General features: G+C 27.9%; 12 protein-coding genes. 3 read left to right on the forward strand and 9 right to left on the reverse strand.

Annotation, left to right across the window (positions count from 1 at the left end; translation table 11 throughout):
* Nucleotides 1-88, forward strand: an 88-nt coding sequence (locus V2W16_RS06420; RefSeq protein ID WP_483416155.1) for an EF-Tu C-terminal domain-related protein, incomplete at its 5' end; no start/stop codon positions are given.
* Nucleotides 89-137: 49 nt separating this feature from the next.
* Here the strand turns inward: V2W16_RS06420 and larC2 are convergent.
* The 4 genes from larC2 to V2W16_RS06440 all read right to left on the reverse strand — a co-directional run bounded on the left by larC2 (nt 138) and on the right by V2W16_RS06440 (nt 4,529).
* The gene (gene larC2, locus V2W16_RS06425; RefSeq protein ID WP_329383274.1) at nt 138-1,610 is read right to left on the reverse strand and encodes a nickel pincer cofactor biosynthesis protein LarC2; all 1,473 of its coding nucleotides are present in this window, start codon (nt 1,608-1,610) and stop codon (nt 138-140) included.
* Between the two features lie 182 nt (nt 1,611-1,792).
* The gene (gene larE / locus V2W16_RS06430) at nt 1,793-2,380 is read right to left on the reverse strand and encodes an ATP-dependent sacrificial sulfur transferase LarE (RefSeq protein ID WP_329383277.1); all 588 of its coding nucleotides are present in this window, start codon (nt 2,378-2,380) and stop codon (nt 1,793-1,795) included.
* 102 nt (nt 2,381-2,482) lie between these two features.
* On the reverse strand, nt 2,483-2,839 hold the full coding sequence (locus V2W16_RS06435) for a hypothetical protein (protein ID WP_329383280.1): 357 nt from the start codon (nt 2,837-2,839) through the stop codon (nt 2,483-2,485).
* A 16-nt stretch (nt 2,840-2,855) separates the two neighbouring features.
* The gene (locus V2W16_RS06440; protein WP_329383283.1) at nt 2,856-4,529 is read right to left on the reverse strand and encodes a peptidoglycan DD-metalloendopeptidase family protein; all 1,674 of its coding nucleotides are present in this window, start codon (nt 4,527-4,529) and stop codon (nt 2,856-2,858) included.
* 190 nt (nt 4,530-4,719) lie between these two features.
* Between V2W16_RS06440 and V2W16_RS06445 the strand changes: the two genes are divergently transcribed.
* On the forward strand, nt 4,720-4,974 hold the full coding sequence (locus tag V2W16_RS06445; RefSeq protein ID WP_329383286.1) for a Veg family protein: 255 nt from the start codon (nt 4,720-4,722) through the stop codon (nt 4,972-4,974).
* Between the two features lie 72 nt (nt 4,975-5,046).
* Nucleotides 5,047-5,679: an HAD-IA family hydrolase gene (locus V2W16_RS06450; protein WP_138269712.1), complete on the forward strand. Its 633-nt coding sequence runs from the start codon at nt 5,047-5,049 to the stop codon at nt 5,677-5,679.
* A 13-nt stretch (nt 5,680-5,692) separates the two neighbouring features.
* Here V2W16_RS06450 and V2W16_RS06455 read toward each other — a convergent pair whose 3' ends face one another.
* The 5 genes from V2W16_RS06455 to V2W16_RS06475 all read right to left on the reverse strand — a co-directional run bounded on the left by V2W16_RS06455 (nt 5,693) and on the right by V2W16_RS06475 (nt 17,839).
* Nucleotides 5,693-6,595, reverse strand: a complete 903-nt coding sequence (locus tag V2W16_RS06455; protein ID WP_329383289.1) for a helix-turn-helix transcriptional regulator — start codon at nt 6,593-6,595, stop codon at nt 5,693-5,695.
* A 95-nt stretch (nt 6,596-6,690) separates the two neighbouring features.
* Nucleotides 6,691-13,347 carry a Spy0128 family protein gene (locus V2W16_RS06460; protein ID WP_329383292.1) on the reverse strand — a complete coding sequence of 2,219 codons (6,657 nt, stop codon included), beginning with the start codon at nt 13,345-13,347 and terminating at the stop codon, nt 6,691-6,693.
* Nucleotides 13,348-13,360: 13 nt separating this feature from the next.
* Nucleotides 13,361-14,785 carry a MucBP domain-containing protein gene (locus V2W16_RS06465; protein WP_329383296.1) on the reverse strand — a complete coding sequence of 475 codons (1,425 nt, stop codon included), beginning with the start codon at nt 14,783-14,785 and terminating at the stop codon, nt 13,361-13,363.
* 479 nt (nt 14,786-15,264) lie between these two features.
* Nucleotides 15,265-16,593 (reverse strand): hypothetical protein, encoded by a 1,329-nt coding sequence (locus V2W16_RS06470; RefSeq protein ID WP_329383299.1) that lies wholly within the window; start codon nt 16,591-16,593, stop codon nt 15,265-15,267.
* A gap of 1 nt (nt 16,594) precedes the next feature.
* Nucleotides 16,595-17,839, reverse strand: a complete 1,245-nt coding sequence (locus V2W16_RS06475; RefSeq protein ID WP_329383301.1) for a glutamate-cysteine ligase family protein — start codon at nt 17,837-17,839, stop codon at nt 16,595-16,597.
* Between the last annotated feature and the right edge of the window lie 12 nt (nt 17,840-17,851).

Here is a 17,851-nt window from a genome sequence, read left to right on the forward strand (position 1 = left end):
AATCGCTATCGAAGAAGGATTAAGATTCGCTATCAGAGAAGGTGGTAGAACAGTAGGTTCAGGAGTTGTTGCTGAAATTATCGAATAATTTTAGTAAATGATAAATAAAAAAGAACATCAATAAAGATGTTCTTTTTTTATTTAAAATCAATTTCATCCAAAGTAATATTTTCTCGCTTTGCTATTTCTTTTAAATCTTCAATCTCAGGTTCAACTTTATTTACACCAAATCCTTTTGCAATATTAAATCTTACCATACCATATTTCGTATATATATTTTCAACCTTTTTATCCAAAACATATCTATCATATTCTTTTCTTCTTATATCAAAGGCCTTAGTATACTTAAATATTTCTTTAACAATAGATTCTTCATCTTCAGGATTTAATATGACTTCCATTAAGCTTGAATAACCATTTTTCTTATGTATTGGTATAGTATAAACATCTAAAACTCCTGATTGTAATAATCTTTCAAATACAAAATCAATTTCATTTGTGTTCATATCAGATAAATCAACTAAAAGAGAAATAACCTTATCTTCCGGAATTAATTGATTATTATAATCCCCAATAAACACTTCTAAAAAAATATCTTCATCTTCACCTATCCCATATCCAATATTATTATAAGCTATACTTAAATCATCTATAAACTCATCAGAATAATATTTTATAACCGCAGCAGCTAATGGAGTAAGATTTTTTGTATTTTCTTTTACATGTACAGGAATTCCTTTTAAAATTTCATTCACGATATAATAACTGCTATCTGCATTTTTACTCATATTACTTACTGCAACAGAAGATGATATAACTTTTTTTACATTTAACTTATTTATTAAATATGCTACCCCACATACATAAGTAATATCATAAAAAATCTTATCTTTATGAAAATGAACTTCACTTACATCAATCCCCTGTACTTTTGCCATAGCTAAAGTAAGAATAGAAAATATATTTTTTATATCTTCTTTTATATTAAAATCTAAATTCGTCTTATCTATAATATTATTAATTTCATTTAGTAAAATACTATTATGCTCATGTTCTTTTTCATGATTCTTTATCATTTCCTTCAAATAATCATCATAGCCTATCTCAAAAGCACAAAGACTATCAACTGGAAAATCGTTACTTTCTTCATATTTAACATCCTGCTCTTTTTTTTGAAATTCACTCCTTCCCTTTAAATAATCATTATATCCTACCTCGAAAGCATATAGTCCGTCTAAAGGAAAATCCATAATTTCAGAATCTGATTGTTCATTATTCTCATTAGTTACATTATTATTTATCATGGCTCTTTCTTTTAAATAATCATCATAACCTACTTCATATGCATATAAACTATCTAAAGGAATATCTTCTTCAATAATATTATTATCTATTTCTTTTCCTTTATTGTAATTTATATAATCATTACTTACACTTTTAAATACTCTATTATTTATTTTTCTATCTTTAAAAGAAATATTTATATCGCCAATCTCTAAATTATTTATTACATTTAAAAATTCTGTTTTATTATCATATAAATCATATAATGCAGACATTATACTTTCGCAGTCTACACCATTAGAACAATTAACATAAATTTGTTTCATATTTCCTCCCAATATAAAATCTATCTATTTTTTATTGTTTAAATTTAAGTAAACATTATCAACCATCGGAGACATTGCAATTATGATTTTATCTCTATATGCAAAAATATTATCCATATCATCTTTCTTTACCGTTATAACAGCAGTATTATTTGTAACAGATAAATCAAAATCTCTAAAACCTAAAGAAAAAAGATATGCTTCAGTTTTTTCAATATTGGATAAAAGTTTTTTGTTATTTTTTCACCTTCACATACTCTGGTTGCAAGACAAGAATACGAATTTTTATTTTCAATATCAAGCCCTTCCTTGAGAGATAGTTGTATTACATCTTTTTGCGTAATACTGCACATTTTTAAAGGTGATAAAATATCCATTTCCTTTAAAGCTTTTATACCGGGACTGTCATGCTCATCATCGGAAAAGTTAGTACCGTCAATTAATATCTCATATCCGTCTTCTTTTGCCTTCGTTTTTATAAGATTCATAAAATACTTCTTGCAAAAATAACATCTATTACTACTATTATTTACAATATCAGAATTATCAATAATATTTTGTGCAATTATCTTTAAATCTGCATCAACCTTTTTTGCAAATCTTAGACAATCTTTCATTGCAAAATTAGGCTGGAATTCTGTTTTAACAAAATACGCCGTTACATCTACATTATATTTTTTTGCCATATATAAAAGATATGAAGAGTCTATTCCTCCACTATATGCAAGAGCAACTTTCTTATATTTCATAAAGAATTCTTCTAATGTCATAATCTTCATCTCCTAAGATATTTGTTTACATTATAATACAAACCAACATAATTTAAAATATATATTAAATATAAAAAACGGGAGGCTTATTACCTCCCGATTTTATTCCTCTTTATCTATTATTTCAGCTTCTACTTCAATTACTTCATTTTCATTTATATCAACTAAATTATTATTTTGATTTTTTTTGTATTCCTCGTGTTCTTGCTTTCTTAAGTCATATTTTTTCTTTTTTATATAAATATAAATAGCAAGTGCCACAATACCAGGAGAAACCCACTGCATAAAAGTATTTACTTTTAATAGTGTATCTCCACCGGCTAATAAACTCATAACAAGAGCAATAAGAATAAATATTCCTGGAATTATTAATCCCATGTGAATATTATCTTTTCTACAAAGAACTACTTGAATCGATACCGCAACGACTAAACATGCAATAATTATTATAGTACTCATTACAATTTTCCCCCAATTATTCTTGTAAGGCATTTACATAAAGTCCGTTTCTTAAATAATCAAAATAATTTAATATAACTTGTTGAACTCCATTATACTGAATTTCAAAGTGACAATGTGGACCTGTTGAGTTTCCTGTACTTCCCATAAGAGCAATTTTTTCACCTTGTTGAACTTTTTGTCCGACAGTAACTAAAATTGAAGAGTTATGACCATATCTTGTTAAATATCCATTACCATGATCAATATCTACACAGTTACCATATCCTGCATACCATCCTGCTCTAACAACGATACCTGTATCAGATGCATAAATAGGTGTTCCTGTAGGATTTGCAATATCAACAGCTTTATATCCCGCATGAGACCCTGCTTTATTTAAAGCAGATATTGTACCACTTGCAGGCATAATAAATGTGCCGCTACTTGTTGTCGGAGGAAGTGGTTTTGAACCTCTTGCTACAATTTTTGGAGTATAATCTTCAATTATTTCCTCACTTTGAACATCACTTTCAACAACTTCTCCATTTTCGTATGTATTTACTGCCGTTACTTTCTTTTCTCCGTCTTTACCTTCTTGTGTAACTTTTGTTGTTCCGACATAAACACTTGAATCGTCTTTATATATTGTCTTATAATCAACATCTTCTTTATAAGTTACTTGTTTTACAGTTGTTATTGTTATAGAAGGTTTTGAATCTATTTCTTCTGTAGCAAAATCATCTGCCCTAAAATTAAGAGCACTTACAAGGTTTGTACCTTCTTTTGCCTTATCAATTTCATTTAAAATATTACTATTATCATTATTTACAACTTTATCGTCTGAAGTATCATTTAAGTATTCTATTGCATCATTAACTTCCATTGCAGAATCAATTGAAATAAGTTTTTCTTTATATTCCAAATCTTCTTTTACTTCACTGCTTTTGATTACTTTTTCATTTTCATTCTCTTCTTCATAAATGCTTCCTATATTTGAAATAACAGTTTTTGCATCTTGAGTTGAGGCAACTCTAACGGCTTCTTCTCCATTTACCGTAATTACTGCACCTTTACAAAAAAGAGGTAAGTTCATATTATATATTGCATTTTCACAATCATCACTATCTAAAATATCATTTGGATTTTCAATAGGTACTTTTTGATAACTTATAGATTTTTCATAGAATACATTTGAACTTCCATACCATTTCGTAAGGTTTGCATCTACATTTGTTAGAGCCTGTTCAAAATCTTCAACATTTTTTACAACCCCTATTTTAGTACCATTAAATACAACTTCATAAGCAAACAAATTATTGTAAGTAAATACACCAACACCTATAATAATTAGTACAAAAAATCCAACAACAACATTAAAAAAGTGGCTTTTAGCATAAACTCTAAAATCTCTAAAACCAAATTTTATTTTTTTAATGTAATATTTAATGCTTAAAATTAAATCCGACAAATCTTCTTTTATTTCATTAATTTGTCTATTTAGCCAACTATCTTGATACTTCTCTCTTATTTTTGAAGGCTTCTTTTCTACTTTTTTACCGCCTGCAATTTTTTTAAATATATTTTCTTTTTTATGTATATAAGTTGATTCTTCAGCTATATGATATTTATTTTCTCTTTTTACAATTTGTCTGTAGACTTTATTAAGTTCTTGTTCCTCATTTCGTCTACTAACCCATTTCAATTTCATGAATAAACATGACCTCCCTGTGTTTTAACTCTTTATAGTTAATATCTACACGTATTAAAAGTTTACCATATTAGTAAAAAAAAATAAAGAATATTACTTTAATTTTAATGATACTTTGTGGAAATAAAAGAAAAAAATGGTTAAAACAAAGTGAAAAAGTCAATAATAATTTATATAAAAGGAGGTTTAGATGAAGCTACCAAAATATTCTTATTCATATGCAAAAAATCTTATAAAAAACAATATAGGTGAAGATGTTGATTTTATAAGGAAAGAATCCAGAGGGAAAATAATAAAACAAAAAGGAACAATAGAAAATGCTTATCAAAATATTTTTACTATTTCTACAATCTCAAATAACAAACAAAACACGCTTACTTTTTCTTACTGTGATATAATAAACCATTCCATTATTTTAAACATAAATAAGAGAAAGTTAATATAAATGTAATTTAACTTTTATAATATTGTGATATAATAAACTAAAATACAATAAGATTTGGAAAAGGAAACACAAATGAGTTATAAATGTGTCATTTTTGACTTTGATGGAACATTAGCTAATACAGAGAATGTAATATTTGTTGTATACAATCAAATTGCAAGAAAATACGGTTATAAAGAAATTACACATGAGTATATTGACGAATTAAAAAGACAGCCAATTCACAATATTGCAAAAGACCTTGGAGTTCCATATTTAAAAATTTTTTCACTAATGAAAAAAGGTCAGAAACTTATGAAAGAACATCATAAATCTATGGACCCATATGAAGAAGATATAAAAGATATTTTAATAAATTTAAAAAGCAATTTAAAATATATGGGAATTATATCTTCAAACACGAAAAAAAATATAAATAATTTTCTTAAAAACGAGAATATAAATAATATGGATTTTATTATTTCTTCACCTTTATTCTCAAAGGAAATTAAAATAAATAAAATCAAGAAAAAACTAAAATTAGAAGATGATGAAATTTTATATGTAGGTGATGAAGTAAGGGATATTGTTTCTGCTCATAAAGCAAATATTAAAGTTGCAAGCGTAACATACGGATATAACACAAAAGAATACTTATCTACAGAAAACCCTAATTATTTTATTGACAGCCTTAAAGAACTTTTGGATATAGTAAAAAACAGCTAATAAAGCTGTTTTTTTATGTTTCCATAGAATAATTATCTTTTATTTTATTTAACATACAAAGGAAATCTTCACGTAGTTTTGTTGGATAAATAAGTTTCGCTTTATCTGCAAAAGTAAGCAGCCATGAAAACAAATAATCTTTATCATGAAAAGTATATTCAAAAATTAACTTATCATCTAAAAAGTGCATATAACTTCCTTGTCCAAATTCATTTAACAATCTGTATTCCACACTTTTATCAAATAATATTGCTACATTAATACCTTTTCTATTTTTAAATATTTTGTCTATTTCTTTCTTTTCGTCTATGTCTTTTTTCTTCTTAAAAAAACATTCAACTTGATTTAAATTTAATATTTTATCTATATTATATACATTAAATTTTTCTTCATTCTCACAATATCCATATAAATACCAAGAATAACATCTAAAAGAAAGACTATAAGGATGAACTTTAATATTTATCTTTCCTTTTTTTGAAAAATAATCAAAATTAATAACTTTATTTTTTGAAATTGAATCATTTATTTTATCTATTTTCTCAGATAAAGAATTATTAAAATAATTTGATAAATTTATATTATTTTCACTACCTGGATGTTCTTTAAACTTATCAAGTAAAATTTTATATCTGACATTGTTTGTCATGTTATCAAGACTCCTAAGTCCTGAGTATATCGTATCGGCATTATCTGTATTTAAAATATTATTTTGAGTTTTATATTCTTTATCTATCATTACTCCACCGTTTTTTCCTTTAACGGTATTAATAGGAATTCCTGCATTAGATAACTCCAGTATATCTCTATTTATTGTTCTAATTGAAACATTTAATTTTTTTGCCAAAGATGATACTGTTACCTTATCTTCTTCAAGCAAGGTTATAACAATAGTAACAAGTCTGTCTATTTTCATAAATGTAATATTACCTCTTTTATGTTTACTTTATATTATGATACTACAAAAATATAAAAAAACAAAAGGAGGCAAGCCTCCTTTTGTATAAAATATTATCTATTTATTTTTAGATGTTTTATAGCAAATACTAGTAGTCCAATTGAAGATAATAAGATACTAATCCATAAAATTACATTATTTCCATCAGATGTGCCTGCACTACCACCATATTTATCATGATTACTAATAACAGTATTTGTAAATATTGGTGAATCTCCCACAAATGATACCTTAGCAACTAAATTTCCTTTCTTATCATCTGTTACAGTTACTTTTATTTTATAAATATTTTTATCGTATGATATATTTTTATCATTTCCCTTTACTTCTTCTAATGTATAAATATACTCTCCGATAGTTGTAAATTTCAATTTATCAAAATTTATGCTTCCATCTGCTTTATTGGTAACTTTTGAAATAATTTTTCCATTTTCATCCTTCAGAACAAATGTAAACATTCCTTCTTTTAATTGTCCATCTTTAAGTATTTTTAAACTACTTATACTAACATCAGTAGGTTTAGGTTGATATTTATTTATAAAACTTATACTGCTAACTTCTTTTCCGTCAAGTGTAATTTTACTAATTTTAGCCGTTAATTTTCCGCTTCCATCATCTGTTACGATAATTTCAACAACATATGTTTTTTTATCATATGTTATTCCACCTAATCCATTTGATTTTTCGGTAATAGTATATTTATAAGTTCCTTCTTTTTCAAATACTAAATCTTTAAATATAATATTTCCGTCTTTATCATTTTTCCCTGTGCTGACAACTTTTCCAGATTCATCTCTTACTTCAAACTCAAACTCATTACCATTTAAGTCTCTTCCATCAAGAATCTTAGTTCCGATAAAGCCGTCATCTTCATCTATTATATCTTCTTCTGGCACATACTTGTTATTAAATACTATTCCAGAAACAATATTGCCTTCTTTTTCATATTTGACATCAACCTTAAGCTCTCCATCTACTTCAGTAACGGTTACTATAACTTTATAAATTGTCTTATCATATATTATACCGTTATTGCTGTCTGTAATAACTTCTTTTATTTCATATTCATATACACCAGGAGCAGTAAAGTTTATGCTGCCAAAATCAAAACTTCCGTCTTTATTATTAGTTATTTGAGAATTTGGAGGCATTGGAGCAGAATCTTTTCCTTCCAATACAAAAGTAAATTCTCCTTCAGCAAGATCTTTTCCGGATAAAGTCTTTATTCCATTTATATCAACTGTTATATCTTTTGTTCCAGGTTGATATATATTTTCAAATACAATATCAGATTCTTGTCCGTTTTTTGTAATTGTTTTACTACACTCTAATTTTCCAGTATCTTTATTATAATATACTTTATATACAATTACATATATACTATCATCATAATCAAAACCAGGTTTTGCATCAGATGTATTTTCTCTTACTACATATGTATATGTACCAGGTTTTGTGAAAGTGATTTCTGGGAATAAAATACTTCCATCAGCTGCATTTTTCACTTCAATCTTATCTTTTGGCCAGTCTGATATTTCATTATTATTTTCATCTATTGCAGATACGCAATACATATAGAATGTAAAATCTCCACTGCCAAGATTATAGTCTCCACTGTTAGAAGTTACTGTTTTTTCTCCAGTAATATCTCCTCCACTTACACTGTCATCTTCATCTCCTTGTTCATAGATATTTTCAAAGATGATAGAATCTGTTTCTTTTCCATCAACGGTTATTGTCCTTGTTACATCAAGTTTTCCAGTTTCATTATTGTTTACAACTGTATAAGTTACAATATAAACTCTACCATCATATGTATATCCATCTCTACCTTCAATTTTTTCAGTTATTTTATATTTATAAACACCAGGAGTATCAAATGTAATATTTCCGAAATTGAAAGTTCCGTCCTTATTATTTGTTACTTCTTTAAATGGAGGTTCTGGAGCACCCTCTAAAGCTTCAACAATAAATGTAAATTCTCCTCCTTGAAGAGTTTTACCAATTAAAACTTTTTCTCCTCCTAATACTGTATCAGGATCGTCTCCTGTATTACCTTCACTAGGTTTATAAACATTTACGAAAGTATTGCTTCCCGTTTGTACAGTTTCTTTAACTACAGCTGATAAATTTCCATCAATATCTTCAACTACTTCTACTGTAATATAGTAAGCATGTTCATCATATGATACACCAGGAATATTGCCTTTTTCTTCTGTTATTTTAAATGTATATATTCCTGCTTTTTTAAATTGTAACTTACCAAACAATGCTTCATGATTAGCTGTATCTTTATTAATTGTTACAGTCGCAGTTTCACCTTTACCAGGTAAAATAATATGCTTATCTTTTATTGCTTTAACTGTTGTTGTGTCTCCGCCTTCAAGTTTAAATGTAAATACATCACTATCAAGCCATTTATCATCTTCTCTGCCAGTAAATGATTTTACAACTTTGAATTCAGTATCGTCTTCAACTATTACAACAGATTCATACTTATTTTCAAAATATAATTCATCACTAGAAGATTCTACTTGTGCAGTTAAATTACCATTATTATCATCTGTTACTACTACTGTTATTATTTTTTCGCTTGTATCATATGTAATTTTATCTTTATTAGGTGAATCTTCAGTAACACCGTCTGGTAATACTTCTTTTACAACAAATTTATATGTACCAGCTTTTTTAAATTGAATTGCTCCGAATAAAGCTTCTTTTAGTGGGGTATCTTTATCTATTGTTATGCCACCTGCATTACTTGGTAAAACAACATCCCCGTTTATAACAGCTTGTTTTGTTATGTCGTCATAAGCTCCTAATGTAAATGTAAATACATCACCTTCAAGCCATTCATCTCCAGGTCTACCTGTAAAGCTTTTTGTTACTTTTAAAGTTTCATCTCCAGGAGAACCTATGCTTGTTTCCCCATGATCATATACATTTGTGAATGTTAAATTATCACTGCTATCTACGCTCACAACAAAATTACCATCACTTAGAGTAACTGTAACTGTTATATATCTTACTGTCGTATCATATGTTATTCCATCTTTTACCGGGTTTGATGCATCAACACCCTCTGGCAATACTTCGCTAATAGCAAATTTAAATGTTCCGGCTTCTTTAAATGTTATATTACCAAAGATTGCTTCTTTAATAGATGTATTTTTATCTATTGTTATTCCGCCTGCATTGCTAGGTAATATAATTTTGCCATCTGTTATAGCTTGCTTAGTTAAATCATCTCCACCTTCTAATTTGAATGTAAAAGAATCTTTTTCTAACCATTGATTGTTATCTCTTCCTGTAAAGCTTTTTGTTACTTTTAAATTTGTATTACCATCTAATATTCCTGTTGGTTTATGTTTATTAACAAATAAAATTGTATTATTTGTTACATCTTCCCATACGCTACTTTGAGCATTTTCTTTTTTCACCAAAGTATAACTTTTTACAACAAACTGTTCATTTTCTATTTCAATATTTAATGTTAGTTTATATACTGTTTGATCATAAGTTATACCCAAAATACCATTCGTCGGTATTACTTCACTTATTTCATATTCATAACTTCCCGGTTTAGTAAATGTAAATAAATCTTTTACAAATGGAATATTAAATTCATTACCACTTGTTGGATTAATTGTTATTGTATCTGTTTTTGGTGCAGGAGCTCCATTTAAAGCTTTAATATTAAATGAAAAACTATCTCCTACTTTGAAATCTCTACCCTCAATACGTTTTAATCCTATGATACCAACTTCATCATCTAAATCTGGGTTTAATGGAGGAATTAAATATGTATTTGTTATTAGTTCGTAATTATTCCCTGTTATTGTTCCCTCTATGTTATTTCTATCAGGAGTAAAGTTTGTTGGAATATTTATCTCTTTTATTGTATAATCGCTACCTTCCTCCATATCCTTAATTATAATTTTTTGATTTGCTTTTAAAGTGCAAGTTGTTTTTCCATTTTCGTCAAAAATTAATTTTATCTCTTCTCTAGTTTCTTCATTAGTAGCAGGATCAGTTGTTATTATTGCTGCATCTTTTTCTATTGTGCTTCCTGCCGGAGCTTTAAATAGATCTGAATCTACAATTATTTCAAAAGTAAATTCCTTATCTGGAATCGGAATATCCTCATCTCCTTTAACTTTCTTTTCTAATGTTAAAGTAGGTGTAGGTTTTAATTTTGTTCTTCCGTTATTACCTAGAAGCATTAATGCTGTTGTACTTTCTTCACTCCATGAAGCATTTGTACTATAGCTTGCTGTCTGAGTAACATTTTTTGTCTTTTCATTTTGATAATTATTTCCGTCATTTATTTTTACTGTTCCAGCTTTTATATAATAGTTTCCAGAAGCATCTTTTTCAACTTCACTGCTTGTGTATGAATTAGCTCCTTTTTCTGCCCCGTATGTAAATGCTACCCATTCATACTTTATATCTTCATTTATAATATCTGGCTTTTCAATATCATAATATATTACTCTATAATAATATGTTTTTCCAACTTCTAGTTCGCTAACTCTTGAATTTGCATCTTTTGAGGAATATATTGGCATATTATTTTTGAAATAATAATAATCATTCTTCTTATTTGGCGTAAATGTAGCATTTGTTTTTGCGGGTTCTGAATCGTATTTATTCGTGTATAAATAAAATTCTCCGTCTGTTCCTGCAGAATGTGTATTAATATACTCTTGGTCTATTTTTTCACTGATTCTATCATCTGTAATATCTCCTCTTACACCTACTTCATAAATAAGTCTTAAAGGACTTGCAAAATAAACCTTATTGTTTTCTGAATTTGGTCTTATCAAATCTGTTCTTGTTATAGGAAGCAATGATGCTGGTATTTGTTCATAAATAACTTGTTTACCTGTTTTTATTTGTGTATCTACATACACATTCAAATACATTAGATTTGTTTTCTCTTTTCCTATAGAAGTCAAGTATGTATCATTATAGAAGAAATAATTCTTTATTACTCTTGTTGCGCCTTCTGGTGCATTTTTACCTACAAGAATATTATTCATGCTGTCTGAGGTGCATAGTCCAAGATATTCATATTTCCCACTTGCATCTTTTTCTCCTGCATACCATGCAACATAATTTTTTGATGATGACAACTGCCCTGCTGCAACTGCATCTGTTATTAAGGATTTGCTTTGTTCACTTGTTGCATTTGATATATTACTCATTCGCTTTGCAAATGATGAGTCAAAAGATGTTTTATCAATGCTTGACAATGTATTATAGTCAAAGCTTGTATTTTCAGTAAAACTATTATTCCCTTCAACACCTATAATGTTTTTTATATCTACATAATCCCCTATCTCATCTTTAATGGTTACATAACCTTGATGATTTAAGTCTGTACCGTCTCCTATATCAGTTGGGTATGTATGTTCCCCAGCTAGAATTGTTTCACTAACATTATCTGAAACTTCTTCAAATGCTTTATCTAGTTCTTCTATATTATTTACATTATAATATTCATCATTATATTGAATTCCACTTCTTATTGTTACACAATCTCCATAACGAATATTAGTATACGTAGGTGAACTTGAACCGTAAGGTGCTCCTACCGTTATAGAATTAACCCTTCTATCATTTACATATTGATTCCAATAGCCTCTAATTGATGCTGCATAAGTTGTATTATCATTTAAGTGATTTTTAGGATCTACAGTTACCTTTGCTAAATTCTTAGAATTAGTATCCAAAGAATCAAGACCTACCCCTATGGTAAAGACATTACAATCTTTACCATAATGAGATGTAACCATCTCTTTATTTTTTGCTGCTGTTATTAATGCAAAGAAACCATTTCCAGCATAAGGTAAAGCTCCATGTCCAAACCATTGATCACTCTGAATCCAATATCCTCGTAAAGCATTACCATTACATCTTGTTGGGGCACCATCTGAAAGCAGAACTAAAGAAGGAGTTCTTTTTACAATACTTCCATCTATTGTTACATTAGTATCAGCGTTTTGCAATATATTCATGCCGGTTATTACACCTCTTTGAATATTTGTTGCTCCACCTAAATATCCGCTTGTTTCTTTTCCTGTATAAATAGTACCATTTCCGTTAGGTCCTGATATTGTCCATTGGTTTGTTGAAGAACCTATATTTACACTTAATGGATTATTACCTTCATAATGCTGTAAATTCATTAAAGTATATGAATAATCATTATAAGCTGTTACGGCAACCCTATTATTTGGGTTCATTTCCATAAGAGATTTTATCGATTTATTAGTTGCATCAACCATTGCTTGAACTTTTATTATTCCTTCCATCGTATCTCTCATTGATGCAGAAATATCTAAAACGTAAACAACGTCTAAAGCTCCTGTTGCATTTACATATAAAGAAGAAGACTGTGACATTGCAGAAAGTTCAACTAAATTATTTCCCTCATTTGCCGTTACTGTTTGTTGAGGTGTTTGTATATCAAAAGAAGTGTTTACACTTTTATCTGTCCAAACTTTACCTGAATTTAATGTATTATGATGAAAAATATCATCATAAGATTCATTCGTCACAGGATCACTTTCCCATGAACGTAAATCTACAGAAAATAAATTTAATCCCAAAACATTTGAAGGGAAAAGAAATAATAATGTAATAAACACTATAAATGTTTTTATAAATTTTTTATGCATATTTTTCATGATTTTATTTTGCGACATTTTTTTTCTCCATTTATTTAACAAATTTCTTTCTTAAAGTTATTCCTATACCAATAATACTGATAGCCATAAAAGCTACATAAAAGATTAAATTACTTTCATCTGATGTCTTTACACTATCACTTGCGTCATTACCTTTTTTATCATTGTTATCATTGTTACTATTATTATCATTACTTCCAATTGCCGCATCTTTGTCCTTTGTGTAAACTACTTTTACTACTTGATCTTCTTTTGTAATAATGTATTTATCTTTTCCATCGATAATCTTATCAAAGGTATAACCTGGAATTTCTGGTTTTTGAACTGTTATTTCGTCTCCAACAGCTCCTGTTATTTCTTCTCTTTTTATTTCATTCCCTTTTTCATCTTCATATATTATTATTACTTTACCGCTATCTTTTACTTCTAATTCTTTTGTTGTTGATGATGTCATTCCCTGTGAATTTTCAACAGTTAGAGTTGTTTCATATTTTCCCGGTTTCTTATTGTAATCTGTATATGGAGTATCTCCTCTGTAAATTTCTTCTCCATCTAGTTTTACCACCCATTCTTTATCAACTATTGTTGCTGGAGCATCTGTTTTTGATTTATCAACTATTTCTATCTTATCTCCGACTTTTCCACTATCACTAACTTTATCATTTACTTCTATATCAAAGTCTGAGCTTATTGCTGCATTATTTTCATCTGCTGTTACTTCAAGATTATAAAAATGTGCACCAGGATTACTACATGCTACTGGACCATAGCTTCCTGCTTGTACTGGTGCATCAACATCTGCTGTTACTTTTCCGTCTGATGTTATTTTTATATGGTTTTCGCTTACCTCTATTTTTATAGGATATCTTTTACCAAAAAAATCGCCTGTTCCTGTTCCAAGAATTGTTCCTGTTGCATAATCACTATTACCTGTAATTCCTGTGTGAGGTGTACCATCATACCAATAAAAACCAATATTGCCATGATATAAAGGCCCCACATGTTCTCTTGTATCTTCGGCAGGAACCCATTTATCTATATATGCCAAAGTCCAATGATTTGTAGAACAGTGACATTCCTCATAAGCATAAAAAGAATATGTCTCTTGTCCTTTTTCATTAACCCACTTCTTTACTCCCCAAACAAAGCCTAACGAGTCTTGTGTTGGATCTTGGTTTAAAACTTCAAACTCAAATGTTCCGGTCGTAAAATTTAATACATTAGGATTATAATAGCCAGTAAAACCAACATTTGCAGTTGTATGGATTCCTTCAGTTTCACTATAAGACCATTGTGCATTATAACCTGAACCTAAATTTGTCCCAGGGAAATTTACCCATTGATTAAACACTTCTTCTGGTGTCAAACTTGACGCTTGAACAGCTTTGTTAGGAATAAGAGCGAATGTACTTAATGCTATAATTCCAGATAAAATAATTGATAAAACCTTTTTCATAAATATCTCCTTTTATTAAAATAATTATATAAGTGATAAAATAAAAATTTATATAAATAAAAATATTAAAATTTTTCATTATACTTTTTATAAAACACACTACAAAAAATATTAAAATTTAAGAATTAATTAAACTATTTAATATGATTTGAAAAAATGTTAAATAGTTTTACAGTATGTTATACAATTTGTAACAGTGGAATTTATTACATCAATGAAATTAAAATAATAAAGAAGTTAAATAAATAGAAAAAAATAATACATTGATTGTTAATCAATGTATTATAATGCATTTGTTACTTTTAGTATATTTAATTTAATCAAAAAAAAATAATATTATTTTTAAAATCAAAATAACTGATTATAATTAGAATTTTGTAAAAATTTGTTATGTCTATGACATTATATCATAATCATTCTAATTTGTATACTATTTTTTTTACGAAATCTCAAAAAAAAAAGACAATTAATATTGTCTTTTATATATCCACATTCATAGAACAAATTGCAACGCCGCCTGCATCTTCACATATTATTCCTTGTCTTCCTGCTCTTGAATAGACTCCTGCAAATTTTCCATTATAAAGGAAAAGTCCGGGCATATTATTAAATTCATCAAATACAAATTCCCCACTTTTTTCTTTTAAGAAATTTTTTGTTTTATACATAGGTGCATATTCTTGAAGGAGATATCCTTTATTTGTATGTTCATCAACAAGTTTTTCAAATTCTTCCTTTGAATAATCAACTCCGGCATATACCCCCCTTGCTCCATATAAATCATCAGGTTTTATTATCCATTTATCCTTATTATTTACAACTTCTTCTCTATCAAATTCACCCTCTTTTAACCAGCTTGTTTCAGGAATATGTTCTTTAATAAATTGAATTTCTTCATCTGTTAAAAATTCAAAAGTTTCTTTTTGGTGCATAATTTTATATATTATCTTATTATGTATAACCTGTGTCCTTATTGAACCGATTATACAAGTCTTTTTGTCTTTTATAGCTTCAATAAAAGCAGGAGCTTTATCAATCTTCTCCATAAGCTCGCTTGTTACTGCTCTTCTGTATACAACATCAATCTTCACTCCGTCTTTTGAATATAATCCGTTATCATATTTTAACGTTGTTATATCTTCTATTAAAGTCTTATAACCTTTTTTCTCAAATCTTTGTTTAAATATTTTAAACTCTTCATTCGTTGCGCTTTCCATAAAATCAACAATCGCAACAGTTGGGTTATCTACTTTATATTTAAATTCTGAGTAAATATTCATAAATTCATCAACCCATGTATCGAAAAGTTCAAAATGTCTTACATTGTATTTTTCACAGAATTTTAAAAATAATTTATCATCTTTATAGGCATTGTTAAGTTCTCTATCTTCATTCATGGCACTTGCACCGTCGGCATTAAACTCACAAAACTTAAAAGAAAAATCATCTTCATTAAAAAATAAATCTATTCTCGCTATCGGAAGAGGCTGAGAATATCCATTGTCACAAAGAATAAGTTCTTCAAGCTCTTTTGAAAAAGGGAATAGTTTTCTGTAATTCTCATCTTCCATGTATTTATTAATTATTTTGCAAAGAATAGTATGTGTAGTTTTTGCTACATATTCAAAATACTCTATTACTTCATTTGTATAAAGTTTTGGAACATATGGAAATCTTATTGGGCTTCCATGATAAATCGCAGTAGAAGAATTTATATAATCAAAAGCCTTATTATAATTTTCCTTTGAATATTCCAAATCTTCATTTATTAAATCTAAATATTCATCCGTAAGTTCTCTTACTTTCATCTTACTCTCCTCTTTCTTTTTTCATTTTCAAAGTGAGTTTGTTTTTTGCAAGCTGATAAAATAAATCAACACTTTCTTTTTCTTCTTCATGTAAGTTTTCTTTTGCAATTTCTATCATTTCCATTATTATGTCAGAAGCATACATTCCATAAACTTTAGCTTCATATCCATTTTGTATAATCTCTTTTTTTGCTTTTATAACATCTTCATTTCTTACAAAACTAAATTTATCTAAAAAATATTTTATTGCTCCCTCGTTATAAAATATTCCTTTTATTATTGCCGCATAAGAAAGAGCATAATACATTGGCATACAATCTGCCATTCTTATTTCCACATAATTCTTAAGCCTTACATCAGGGAAAAACATTGATATTAAATGTTCTATATCCTTTTTAGTTATTTCCTTATTTTTATATATATCCTTTATTTTTTTATCTTTTGTATAAATACTGTTACCTTGTTCGTCTTCAATTAAAATTGCAGGGGCATCTAAAATATATTTTGCATAATCTTCAAATCCAAAACCCTTATTTAAAGCATCTTTTACAACCATGCTTCTATCTTTGTCTACATCATTCCATATTTCTACCCTAATACAATTTTTCTTATATTCTTCTCCCTCAAATATAAATGTATTGTCTGTCATCAAAGAAATTAAAGGTGAAAAAATATTTGCAAGACGGAACTTATTTTTAAAATCCTCTTCACTAAAATAATCAACACTTACTTGAGTTGAAGCAGAACCTTTCATCATGTTCTTACCATGGTTACCTACCGATGAAAAATAATCAAGCATATATTCATAACGTTTTTTAGGTATTAAATTAAGATTATCAATTTTCGACTTAGGTTGATATCCTGAGTACACAAGTTTGTAATTTAATTCTTTTAATATAGGGGTTATCTTTAAAAGAAAATAATTATATTCTTCTAAAATATCAGCAATTTTTATAAAAGGTCCAATGCTTATTTCAAGCTGACTTGCAGGCTCTAAGGAAATATTTGATTTATTCTTAGAAAGTCCAATAAGATTACCGTCTTTATATACCTTCTCATCAAAAAATGGACTTAATTTTTCGAGAATATATCTTACACCATGTTCTTCATAATAATCTACACTTTCCATATTCTCTTTAACAATAAAATGCTCAAGTTCAACACCTAGAGTTTTATCTTCTTTTTGTTTTATTCCATTTTTAAAATAGTCCACAAACTTCTTTAAATTTATGTCATAATAATTCATAGTGTTACCTTC

The sequence above is a fragment of the Anaerofustis butyriciformans genome, from assembly GCF_036289385.1.
Lineage (GTDB): Bacteria > Bacillota > Clostridia > Eubacteriales > Anaerofustaceae > Anaerofustis > Anaerofustis butyriciformans.